This window comes from Nocardiopsis oceanisediminis, assembly GCF_048595525.1.
Classification (GTDB): Bacteria; Actinomycetota; Actinomycetes; order Streptosporangiales; family Streptosporangiaceae; genus Nocardiopsis_A; species Nocardiopsis_A oceanisediminis.
In genome coordinates, this window is record NZ_JAFMZJ010000001.1 from 4,759,941 (window position 1) to 4,771,556 (window position 11,616).

Sequence of the window (11,616 nt, forward strand, 5' to 3'; positions counted from 1 at the left end):
AGTCCACGGCCGGCCGCCCGGTGAGCCCCCCGGTCCCCCCGGCGGTGCCCGCCTCGGTGGTGGACACCGTGCACGGCCGCCCCGTTCCCGACCCCTACCGCTGGCTCGAGGAGCCCGAGAGCACCGCCACCCGCCGCTGGCTGGACGAGCGCGAGCGCGAGTTCGCCGCGGCGCTCAGGGGGTGGCCGCTGCGGGACCGGCTCGCCGCCGACATCCGCCGCCTGGTCGACACCGACCTGTGGTCGCCGCCGCGGCGGCGCGGCCGCACCGTGTTCGCCTCGCTGCGCCCGGCCGGCGCGGAGCACCCGCGCATCCTCGCCTTCGACGGCCCCGACCCGGACCGGGCGCGCACCGTGTTCGACCCCGCCGCCGCCGACCCCGGCGGCCGCACCACCCTGGACGCCTGGGAGCCCTCCCCCGACGGCCGCCTGGTGGCCGTGCAGACCTCCGCCGGCGGCACCGAGCGCGGATCGCTGCGGGTGCTGTCCGCGGCCACCGGCCGCCCGGTCGAAGAGCCCCTCACCGGCCTGCGCTACACCCACGTCGCCTGGCTCCCGCCCGAGGCCGGCCTCGGCGACGCCTTCTACTACGTCCGGCGGGACGGCGCGGGCGTGCGCGGGCTGTGGCTGCACCGGGTCGCCGCCGGCGGCCCAGCGCCGCTCCCCGACGCGCTGGTGCGCCGGTGCGCCTCCCCCCGGACCGTGCCCGGCGTGCGGCTGCTCGGCGGCCGGCTGCTGCTGGCCACCGAGAGCCACGGCACCGGCCACCGCAACGACCTGTGGCTCGCCGACCTCTCCGCCGCGGGCTCGGCCGAGCGGCCCGACTGGGCGCCGCTGCAGGTCGGCGCGGAGGCCGAGACCTCGGTCGACCTCGGCCCCGACGGCCTGCTCTACCTGCGCACCACGCTGGGCGCGGCGCACCGCCGGATCTGCGCGGCCGCCCCCGGCTCCCCGGATCCCGGGCACTGGCGCGAGATCGTCCCCGAGGACCCCGGCGCCACCCTGGACGGGTTCGCCGCCGTCGGCACCGCCGACCGGCCCGAGCTGCTGGTGGCCCGCACCCGGCTGGGCATCAGCACGCTGTCCGCGCACGACGCGCGGGACGGCCGGCTCCTGCGCACCGTCGAGACGCCCGGCGAGGGCATGGTCTCCGAGCTGGAGCAGGACGGGGCGGGCGGCGCCCGGTTCTGCTACGCCGACGTCGCCACCCAGCAGACCGTCCGGCTGCTCGCCCCCGGTGCCCGGCGCCCCTCCGCCTGGCCCCCGCCCGGCCCGGGGCGGCGGCCGCCCGAGCCCGCCGCCCGGGTCCGCCGGACCGTGCTGCACGGCCGCTCGGCCGACGGGACCCGGGTGCCGGTCACCCTGTTCTCCGCGGACGGCGGCGACCGGCCCGGCCCCACCCTGCTGCACGCCTACGGCGGCTTCGGCCGCCCCCGCATGTTCGGGTTCAGCGCCACCGTGCTGGCCTGGCTGCGCGCCGGGGGCCGGTACGCCGTCGCGCACGTGCGCGGCGGCGGCGACGGCGGTCGGGAGTGGCACCGGCTCGGCGCCCGCCGGAACAAGATGCGCTCGGTGGAGGACCTCGCGGCCGCCGCCGACGCCCTGGTCGCCCGGGGCCGCTGCACCCGGGACCGGCTCTGCCTCTCCGGCGGCTCGGCCGGCGGGCTGCTGGTGCTGGCCGCCGCCGCGCTCCACCCGGGGATGTGCGCGGCGGTCATCGCCTCGGCGCCGCTGGCCGACATGGCCCGGTTCGAGCGGTTCGGCCTGGGCGCGATGTGGACCCGCGAGTTCGGCACCGCCGCCGACCCGGAGGACTTCGCCGCCCTGATGGCCTACTCGCCCTACCACGCCGTGCTGGAGGGCGCCGGGCCGGACCACCCGGCGGTCCTGCTGACCGGGTTCCACTCCGACACCCGCACCGGCGCGGTGCACCCCCGCAAGATGTGCGCGGCCCTGCAGGGCGCGGGCGCCCCGGCGCTGCTCCGCTACGAGCGCGACGTGGGCCACGGCGCCCGGGCGGTCTCCCGCGCCGTGGGCCTGGCGGCCGACGCGCACGCCTTCGCCGCGGCCCTGACCGGGCTGCCGCCGCGCCCGGGACCGCCGGGCCCCTGAAGCCTCTGCCCGCCCGGGCAGGGAGTCCGAAACCGACGAGGAAAGGACGGGAAGCGATGGAGCCGAACGAGCGGATCGAGGTGGAGGTCGAAGACCTCACCGAGGTGACCTCGCGCGACATCACCGCGGGCGGGGACAGCGACGGCACCGACGGCAGCTCGGACTTCATCTGAGCACCGGCGGCGCCCGCCGCCCTGTTCCGAGAACGAACCGACCCATGATCCGGTGAGAGCCACCGGAGCGCCGCCGGGGCGGCCCCCGCCCCGGCGGCGCCTTCCGCGCGGACCCGCGGGAGGGACCGCAGCACCGGCCCCTCCCGCACCGGGGCCGGGCCGCTCTCCGGCCCGGCCCCGGACCCCAGCCCTGGAAGGAGCCCCTGTGCCCGCCTGCCTCTCGCTCAGCACACCGCGGCACCGCCTGCGGGACCGGGCCCGCCGGCCCCGCCCCCCGCACCGCGCCGCGGAGGGCCGGGTCCCCGCCCGCGCCGGCGGGCCCGCCGCCCCGGGGGAGGTCCGATGACCGACGCCCTGTTCACCGGCGCCGTGCGCGACGCCATCGGCCGCGAGGACCTGGCCGCTCGGATCTCCGAGGACGTGATCTTCGCCGACATCGGCGAGGAGGCGGTGCGCCCGCTGCTCGACTTCGACGCCCTCGACGAGATCCTCACCACCCGGCCGCTGGCCCCGCCGCGGCTGCGGCTGCACCGCGAGGGCTCGCCCGTCCCGGCCGACCGGTACACCGCCACCGGCGAACTGTCCCGCTCCACCACCCGGGTGATCCGGCCCGAGGGGCTCTACCGGGAGCTGCGCGACGGGGCCAGCCTGGTGCTGGACAGCATCGACCGGCTGCACCCGCCGATCCGCGCGGCCGCCGACGACCTGATGCGCCTGGTCCACGAGCGCGCCCAGGCCAACCTGTACCTGATCTGGGGGGACTCGCACGGCTTCGACACCCACTGGGACGACCACGACACGTTCATCGTCCAGGTGGCCGGCGCCAAGGCGTGGAAGGTGCACGGCCAGGGCAGCCGCCCCTACCCGATGAAGGTCGACTCCGACCACGCGCACACCGCCCCGGAGGGCACCGTGTGGGAGGGGGTGCTGCGCCCCGGTCACGTGCTGCACGTCCCGCGCGGCTGGTGGCACACGGTCACCGGCACCGGCGGCGTCAGCGCCCACCTGACCTTCGGCTTCACCCGCGCCACCGGGGTCGACTGGGCGCGCTCCCTGGTGGAGCGGCTGTTCGAGGAGGAGGTGTTCCGGCGCGACCTGCCCCGGTTCTGCGCGGCCGAGGACCGCCGCAAGCACCACGACCGGCTGGTCCGCGTCCTGGCCGAGCTGGCCGAGGAGCACGGCGTGGACGGCTTCCTCGCCGACCGGGACGCCCGCTTCCCGCGCCGGCAGTCGTTCTCGCTGCGCGCGGCGGTCGAGGACGGCGCGCCGGTCGGCCCCGGCGCCCTGGTCGAGTTCGTCCCGCTGCTCGCCCCGCCGGTCGAACGCGACGGCGACCGGATCACGGTGGCCGTCTCCGGCCGCCGGTACCGCCTCCCGGCCTCGGCCGAACCGGTCCTGGCCGTCCTGGCCCGGGACCGCGAGCTGAGCGCGGCGGAACTGGCCGAGCGCTCCGGAACCCCGCCGGAGGCGACCGCGGCGGTCCTGCGCGCCCTGGCCCGACACCACCTGGTCCTGCTCCGCTGACCCTCTCGGGCGGGCCGGACGCGCGAGGGGCGCCCGCCGGGCGGCGGGCGCCCCTCGGGGGACGCCGGGCCCCTGCGCGGGGCGGACGGGTCAGGCCGCGGCCGCGACCTCCGTCCGCCCCTCCCCCATCAGGGCGCGCAGCCGGCGGACGAAGAAGAGCAGGGCCGTGCCGCACAGCATGGCCAGTACGCCCAGCAGCAGGAAGTAGCTCCCGCCCAGCGCCGGCTGGAGCCGGCTGACCTGGGCGCCGACCGCGTCGCCGGCGGTGATGGACAGGAAGAACATGCCCATCATCTGGGCCTTGAAGGCCTGCGGGGCGAGCTTGGAGGTCATCGACAGGCCCACCGGGGACAAGCACAGCTCGGCGATGGTCTGCAGCAGGTAGACCCCGACCAGCCAGAGCAGGCTGACCTTCACCGCGCCGCCGTCGGTGGCCGCGGTGGCCCAGCTCATCACGACGAAGGAGAAGCCGCAGAGCAGCAGGGCGATCGCGAACTTGAGGCCGGTTCCGACCCGGTCGCCCAGCTTCGTCCAGACCAGCGCGAACACGCCGGCCAGCACGATGACCATGACCGGGTTGACCGCCTGGGTCCAGCTCGCCGGGACCTCGAAGCCGGCCACGTGCAGGTCGGTGTGGTTCTGCGCGAACAGGGTGAGCGGGCCGGCCGCCTGGTCGAAGATCATCCAGAAGACGGCCGAGGCGATGAAGAGCCAGGCGAACGCCTTGAGCTTGGGGCGCTCCTCGGCGGTGACGTCGTCGCGGCGGACCACGAACATGTAGAAGAAGTAGGCGACCGGCACGACCAGCGAGAACGCGGTGAGCACGTAGGTGACGTTGTCGATGCTGAGGGTGCCGGTGAACGCGGCGACGACGCCGGCCATCAGGACCGCCGCGACCGCCAGGGCGGCGATGCGCAGCAGGCGGCCGCGCTCCCCCTCCGCCAGCGGGCGGGTCGGCAGGTCGCCGGCGCCCTTGAGGTGCCGCTGTCCGAGGATGTACTGCACCAGGCCCAAGCCCATGCCGATGGCGGCCACCGCGAAGCCGAGGTGCCAGTCGACCCGCTCGCCGAGGTAGCCGACGAGGAACAGGCCGATCGCCGAGCCGAGGTTGATGCCCATGTAGAACAGCGAGTACCCGGCGTCGCGGCGGGCGTCGGTGTCGCCCTGGTAGAGCTCGCCGACCATCGCGGAGATGTTCGGCTTGAGCAGCCCGGTCCCGACGCAGACCAGGGCCAGGCCGAGCCAGACGAAGGCCGGGCCGAGCGGGATCGCCAGCGAGATGTGGCCCAGCATGATGACCACGCCGCCGACCAGCACGGTGCGCCGGAAGCCGAGCAGCCGGTCGGCCACCCAGCCGCCGGGCAGCGCGGTGAAGTAGCTCATCGCCAGGTAGAGGCCGACCACGGCGGTCGCCGTACCCGGATCCAGTCCCATGCCGCCGTCGGTGACGGCCGCCGCCAGGAAGAGCACCAGGATCGCGCGCATTCCGTAGAACGACAGGCGCTCGTTCATCTCGGTCCCGGCAAGGGTGATCAGCCCTTTGGGGTGGTTCCGCATTCGGTTTCGCCTCTCCTCGCCCTGGGTCTCAGGGCACGCGGGCAGCGCGGCGCCAGGCTGCGCTGGGGTCTCGGCCCCTGGGTCGGGGCCGGAGGGCGGAGTCGCGACCGTCCGGGGGGTCCGCACCGGTCGGTGGGCGAGGCAGCGCTCCGCGCGGAGCCCCGCTCGTGGCGGGGCCGCCGATTCCAACGAGGCTACCGCCGCTCCTGATTCCGGGTGACCGGATCAGGGGCATAGTGTTGGGGACATCACACGGACACGCGGAAAAGTGCGCAGGTCATTGCCGCCGGATTCAGCATTAGGGTAGCCTCAGCTAAGAGGCGGCCGTTAAACCGGTGCCCCGATGGGGCCCACCGGCCACCGCTCCGCCCAGCTGCAAACGCACCCCGTCGTCCAGGAAGGGCTCCGCCGAATGGCCATGGCCCCGCACCCGCTCCAGGCGGTGGTCGACGCCTGCACGCCGCTGAAGTTCTCGCCGCTGCCGGACATCCGCACCCCCGAGGTCCGCGCCGGCACGGAGCACCCTGCCGGGGAGCAGTGGTACCGCACCGACTTCATGGTGGCCGACGGCGACGTCCCCGTGCTGTTCGACCGGCTCACCGCGGCGCACGGCCCCGGGCACCGGCTGCCCGCCGCCACCGCGTTCCTCCGCGCCGTGCTGCGCGAACCGATCTTCCTGGTCTCCGCGGGCGTCTACCTGACCGGCCGCGCCCCGCTGCTCGACGCCGAGCACCTCTGGTTCCCCTGGCTCTCCTCGGCCCGGCGGTTCGGCACCCCCACCGTCACCTCCGCGCGGACCGCCGTCCTCGTCGGCGACCCCGCCGCCGCACACGGCGACGCCCTGCCGGTGGCCGGCCGCGACGAGCTGCTCGCCGCGACCGCGCGGCACACGGTCGACACCTTCAGCCCGGTCATCGACGCGGTCCACGCGCACACCCGGGTGGGCCTGCGCACGCTGTGGGGCTGGGTGCTGGACACCGCCCACTTCTACATGCTGAACCCGGCCCGGTTCCTCGGCCACGACGCCGAGGCCGCCTGGACCCTGGCCCGGGAGCTCGGCGACGCGCTCATCGAGGCGGGCGCCGTCACCCGCGCCCGCCCGCGCCTCTTCCCGTTCCGCGACGGGCACCCGCGCGGCACCTGGGCGGTCCGCGGCACCTGCTGCTTCGACTACAAGGGCGACCCGGAGCACGGCTTCTGCACCACCTGCCCGCTCAAGTGCGACATCGACCGCAAGGCCGAGCTGCAGGAGTGGATCCGCAACCCGGCCCTGGCCCCCTGACCCGCGGGGCCCGTCCCGCGACGGAGGGAAGGGGGCGGCCCCGCCGGTGCGCACCGGCGGGGCCGCCCCTTCTTCACGCCCCCTCCCCCGCGCGGCGGGGGCGGCGGGCGCGGAGGGCGAGCAGGACGACGGGGAGGACGAACAGCGCCGCGAAGGCGTTCAGGCCGCCGAAGCCCAGCCCGGCCAGGACCGCGCCGGAGGCGGCGCCCGCGGCCGCCCCGCCGAGGTTCATCAGCAGGTCGGTGACGCCTTGGGCGCCCGGCCGCTCGTGCGGGGCCAGGGAGTCCGCCAGCAGCGCCGAAGACGACACCAGGCCGAAGGACCAGCCCAGGCCGAGGAGGACCAGGCCCGTGGTGACCAGGGCGGTGCTGTGCCCGGCGGTTCCCGCGACCGCGGCCGCGGCGAGCAGCACGCCCTGCCCGATGAACAGCACGGGGACCCGGCCGATGCGGTCGGAGAGCCAGCCCACCACCGGCGAGAAGGCGTACATGCCGGCGATGTGCAGGCTGATCGTCAGCCCGATGACGGTGAGCTCCGCGCCGCCGTGCGCCATGTGCACCGGGGTCATGGTCATCACCGCCACCATCACGGTGTGCGAGGCGACCGTGCCGACCAGGGCCAGCAGGGCGCGCGGGTTGCGCGCGATCACCGCGATCGAGGCGCGCGGCGACGCCTTGGCCGGGACCGCCGGGGCACCGCTGCCGCCCGCCTCCAGCCGGCGGGCGAGCAGCAGCGGGTCCGGGCGGAGCATCAGGAAGGTGACCAGGCCCGCCGCGGCGAAGGCGGCGGTGGAGAAGAGGAGCGGGCCGAGCAGGTCGAGCAGGCCGAGGCGGGAGGCGACCGCCGCGCCGGGGCCGGTCAGGTTGGGGCCGATGACCGAGCCGACCGTCGTCGCCCACACCACCAGGGAGAGGTCCCGGCCCCGGGTGCGCTCCGCGGCCAGGTCGGCCGCGGCGTGCCGGGCCTGGAGGTTGGTGGCGGTGCCCGCCCCGTAGAGGGCCATGCCGATCAGGAAGACCGGGAAGTACCCGGCCTGCGCGCCGGCGATGGCGACCACCCCGCCCAGGGCGGCGACCAGCCAGCCCAGGCCGAGTCCCGGGCGGCGCCCGCGGCGCGCGGCCAGCCCGGCGAGCGGCAGCGAGAACAGCGCCGCGCCGAGCGTGATGGTGGTGGTGGCCATCCCGGCCCAGGTCTGCGAACCGGTCAGGTCCTCGGCGATGAGCCCGCCGACCGACAGCGCCGACCCCACCCCGAGACCACCGATGACCTGCGCGATCACCAGCGCGGTGACGGCCTTGCGCTGGACCCGGGCGGGGTCGGGCGCCGCCCCTCGGGCCGGTGCCGCCTCATCCGCCGCGGTCATCTTCGCCTCACCCGGCCCACAGCCGCCTCCTCGCCCGTCCCACCTGCGAACCCCGCACAGAGGTCCGATGACCCGGCAAGCGTAGTGAACGCTCCGGATCCGTTCCCGCCCGGGTCCTCACCGGGGCGCCCTCCGGGGAACGTCCCGGTTCGCGAAGGTCTTCCCGCCGGCCGCGGCGGCGGGGGCGCCGCGGCCCCGCACCGGTCCCGGCCTCCGCGCGCCCTCTTCCGCTCAGCCGCGGTTCCGGTGGCGCCACTGGAGGTAGCCGTGCTCGCGTTCGGCGTGGCGCATCTCCGCGTACAGCGCGTCCGGGTCGGGGGCGGAGACGACCGCGCCGCCGGGCGGGAGCGGCCAGCGGGCGAACGCCCAGTAGCGGCGGGTGTAGGCGCCCCAGAGGACGGTCCACGCCCCCTGCTTCTGCCATTCGATGTGCGCCGCCACGCGGCGCCGGTCCTCGTCGGCTTCCATCGCAGGGACGGCCATACCCGGCGCGGGCGGTGCGCGGCGGCGCGGTGCGGTCCGGTTGTGGACAGCCGGGCCCCCTGGACAGGTCCGCCTCCGGCGCCCCGCGGCAGGGGCGCCGGAGGCGGGGGTCAGACGCGCTCGCGCGGGCGGGCGCCGCCCGCACCGGAGAGCTGGCCGGAGCCGGGGACCGGCTCGGCCGGGTCATCGCCCAGTTCGACGATCCGGTTGCCGCCGTCGACGTGCACGATGCTGGGCGCGTGCGTGCGGCGCTCGGCCTCGTCCAGCACCGCGTAGGACATGATGATGACCAGGTGGCCCGGCTGGACCAGGTGGGCCGCGGCGCCGTTGATCCCGATCACCCCGCTGCCCCGCTCGCCGGTGATGGCGTAGGTGGTCAGCCGGCTGCCGTTGTCGATGTCGACCACGTGCACCTGCTCGCCGTCGACGATGTCCGCCGCCTCCATCAGGTCGGCGTCGATGGTGATCGACCCGACGTAGTGCAGGTCGGCCTGGGTCACCGTGGCGCGGTGGATCTTTCCGTTGATGAGGGTGCGCTGCACGATAGCTCGGTCCTCGTTTCGCGGTGCTCGATGTCTACAGGCCTCGGGTGAGGTCCCGTGCGTCCACCATGATGGCCTGCGCGCCGCGGTGCGGTGCACGCGGGGGCGGCGCGGTGCGGACCCGCGCCCCCGCGCGCCGTCACTCGTCGCCGTCCTCCTCGTGGTGGTCGTGGTTGACGGTACCCATCCGCCAGTACCCGTCGACGGTGCAGGTCGAGTTGCGCACGAACCCGCGCTCCTTGAGGTGGCGGCGGATCGGCTTGAGCATCACCGCCTCCCCCGCGCACCAGGCGTAGCCGTTCCCTTCCGGGAGCTCGAAGCCGCGCAGGGCGGCCAGCAGCGCCTCGCCGGCGGGGCGGCCGCCGCGGTGCAGCCAGGTGATGGACGCCCCGGCGGGCGCGTCGATGTAGCGCTCCTCCTCGGCGTCGGCCACCTCGCAGAACGCGAAGACACGGGAGTCCCGGGGCAGCTCCTCCAGCCTGCGGGCCACGGCGGGCAGCGCGGTCTCGTCCGCGCCGAGCAGGTGGTAGTCGTAGCCGTGGTCGATGTGCACGGTGCCGCGCGGGCCGAGCACCCCGAGCTCGTCGCCGGGGCGGGCGTCCAGGGCCCAGCGGCCCGCCGGCCCGTGGTCGTGCGCGACGAAGTCGAGGACGAGCTCCTCGGCGTCCGGGTCGTAGCGGCGCACCGTGTAGTCCCGGTAGGTGAGCGCGGGGTCGCGCAGGTTCCACCGGCCTTCCGGGGAGACCCGGGGGAGGGCCGGGATCCGGCTGCCCTCCTCGGGCAGGAAGACCTTGACGTGGTCGTCGAAGTTGTCGGTGCGGAAGTCCTCCAGCTCGGGACCGGTCAGCACCACCCGGATCATCCTCGGGGTGACCCGGCCGACGTCGCGGACCCGCAGGGTGCGCGGCTTGAGCGGGTACCACTCCAGGTGCGGTTCGGTGACGGCGGCGGCCATCAGGCGTTCTCCTTCTTCTGCTCGGGGGATGCGGCGGCCCGTTCTGCGGGGGCGCGGGGCGGCGGCACGGCCGGGTCCCCGGCGCGCCTGAGGCCGGGGAAGGCCGCGGTGATGGCGGCGGTCAGCGCGACCGCCGCGGCGCCCCCGGCCAGCAGCGCGGCCCCGGGCCCGGCGACGGCCGCCAGGCCGCCCAGCACCAGGCCGCCCAGGGAGCCGCCGACGCTGTTCTGCGCGGTCCAGAGGCTGTTCACCCGCCCGCGCATCGTGTCGGGGGTACTGGTCTGCAGCAGCGCGAAGCGCAGGATCTCCTCGATGATCTCGGCGAGGCCGAGGGCTGCGAGCGCGACGGCGGCCGCGGCCAGCGCGGTGCTCGCGCCCAGGCCGGCGGTGGCCGCACCGCAGAGCGCCACCGCGCCGAGCAGCACCGCGCCGCGGCGCCGCAGCCGCCCGGTCCACCCGCTGGTCAGCGAGGCGGTGACGGCGCCCACCGCGGAGGCCGAGTAGAGCAGCCCCGCGGTCTGCTCGCCGCCGCCGAGCACCCGGTCGGATATCTCCGGGATGAGCACGTAGGGCGCGGCGAGCAGCAGCTGGACGAAGCCGAGCAGCAGCACCGGGCCGACGATCCGGTCCCGGACCGCGAAGCGCAGCCCGTCGCCGATCGCGGCCAGCGGCGATCGGGGGGCGTCCGCGCCGCCCGCCTCCGGGCGCATCTCGGGCAGCCGGGCCACCAGGGCCGTGGTCGCCGCGGACGCCACCGCGGTGATCGCGTAGACCGCCGGATAGCCCCAGGCGGCGATCAGCGCGCCGCCCGCGGCGGGCGCGGCGATGCCGCCGAGCTTGCCGGTCAGCGCGAGCAGCGCGCCGGCGGCGGGGAGGCGGTCGCGCGGGATCAGGCCGGGCACCGCGGCCTGCAGGGCGACCTGGCTGAAGGTGCCGAGGAAGCCGTTGAGGGCCGCGCAGCCGGCGATGATCCACAGGGTGGCGGGGGTGTCCGGCCACAGCGCGTTGAGGGCGAGCCCGGTGAACGCGACGGTGGCGGCGAACCTGCCGGTGACGATGAGGGTGCGCCGCGGGTGGCGGTCGGCCAGCACGCCGGCGACCAGGGTGCCGCCCAGCACCGACATCCCGCCCACCGCGCTGACCAGCGCCACCAGCGCGGACGACCCGGTCAGCGAGTAGACCTGCAGGGGGAGCGCCACCAGCGCGAAGCCCAGCCCGAACACCGACAGGGTCCGCGCGGTGAACACGATCCGGAACGGCCTGCTCAGCCGGAGCGGGGAGACGTCGATCGCCGTGCGGCCCAGGGCGCTGCGGAGCCGGGGGCCGCGACCGCTCATGCCCCGCTGGAGGCGCCGGCGCCCTCCATGGCCTCGCGCAGGCTCCGCGGCCGCAGGTCGGTCCAGTTGGCCTCGATGTGCTCCAGCGCCGAGGTCCGGTCGGCGGGCCCGTAGACGGTGGTCCAGCCCTGCGGGACCTCCGCGAACTCCGGCCACAGCGAGTACTGGTCCTCATCGTTGACCAGCACCAGGAAGGTGCCCTCGGGGTCGTCGAAGGGGTTGGTCATCGGTCGAGCTCCTCGCTTCCGTTCCGTCCGTCCGCCCGCCTCGGGGCGGGGCCCTCCCGGCA

10 protein-coding genes are annotated in these 11,616 nt (G+C 76.2%); 3 read left to right on the plus strand and 7 right to left on the minus strand.

What is annotated here, in order from left to right; translation table 11 throughout:
• Positions 1-20: 20 nt before the first annotated feature.
• Positions 21-2,111, plus strand: coding sequence for a prolyl oligopeptidase family serine peptidase (locus tag J0910_RS20950; protein ID WP_420160251.1), 2,091 nt, complete (start codon positions 21-23; stop codon positions 2,109-2,111).
• A 515-nt stretch (positions 2,112-2,626) separates the two neighbouring features.
• Entirely contained in the window at positions 2,627-3,808 is a 1,182-nt protein-coding gene (locus J0910_RS20955; protein ID WP_420160252.1) for a JmjC domain-containing protein, read from the plus strand.
• A 90-nt stretch (positions 3,809-3,898) separates the two neighbouring features.
• On the opposite strand, the gene J0910_RS20960 is transcribed toward J0910_RS20955, so the two are convergent.
• Complete coding sequence (locus tag J0910_RS20960; RefSeq protein ID WP_420160253.1) at positions 3,899-5,365, minus strand: peptide MFS transporter; 1,467 nt, start codon at positions 5,363-5,365, stop codon at positions 3,899-3,901.
• 412 nt (positions 5,366-5,777) lie between these two features.
• Here J0910_RS20960 and J0910_RS20965 point away from each other — a divergent pair, with 412 nt between their 5' ends.
• Positions 5,778-6,647: a (2Fe-2S)-binding protein gene (locus tag J0910_RS20965; protein ID WP_420162037.1), complete on the plus strand. Its 870-nt coding sequence runs from the start codon at positions 5,778-5,780 to the stop codon at positions 6,645-6,647.
• Between the two features lie 73 nt (positions 6,648-6,720).
• Here the strand turns inward: J0910_RS20965 and J0910_RS20970 are convergent, their stop codons facing one another.
• The 6 genes from J0910_RS20970 to J0910_RS20995 form a co-directional block, all read right to left on the minus strand.
• Positions 6,721-8,010 carry an MFS transporter gene (locus J0910_RS20970; protein ID WP_420160254.1) on the minus strand — a complete coding sequence of 430 codons (1,290 nt, stop codon included), beginning with the start codon at positions 8,008-8,010 and terminating at the stop codon, positions 6,721-6,723.
• A gap of 231 nt (positions 8,011-8,241) precedes the next feature.
• Positions 8,242-8,478 (minus strand): hypothetical protein, encoded by a 237-nt coding sequence (locus tag J0910_RS20975; RefSeq protein WP_420160255.1) that lies wholly within the window; start codon positions 8,476-8,478, stop codon positions 8,242-8,244.
• A gap of 125 nt (positions 8,479-8,603) precedes the next feature.
• Entirely contained in the window at positions 8,604-9,035 is a 432-nt protein-coding gene (gene panD, locus J0910_RS20980; protein WP_420160256.1) for an aspartate 1-decarboxylase, read from the minus strand.
• 139 nt (positions 9,036-9,174) lie between these two features.
• Positions 9,175-9,990 (minus strand): siderophore-interacting protein, encoded by an 816-nt coding sequence (locus J0910_RS20985; protein WP_420160257.1) that lies wholly within the window; start codon positions 9,988-9,990, stop codon positions 9,175-9,177.
• Positions 9,990-11,327, minus strand: a complete 1,338-nt coding sequence (gene entS / locus J0910_RS20990; RefSeq protein WP_420160258.1) for an enterobactin transporter EntS — start codon at positions 11,325-11,327, stop codon at positions 9,990-9,992. The genes J0910_RS20985 and entS overlap by 1 nt, the downstream gene beginning before the upstream one ends.
• Positions 11,324-11,554: an MbtH family protein gene (locus J0910_RS20995; RefSeq protein WP_420160259.1), complete on the minus strand. Its 231-nt coding sequence runs from the start codon at positions 11,552-11,554 to the stop codon at positions 11,324-11,326. Before J0910_RS20995 ends, entS begins: the two co-directional genes overlap by 4 nt.
• Positions 11,555-11,616: the final 62 nt, after the last annotated feature.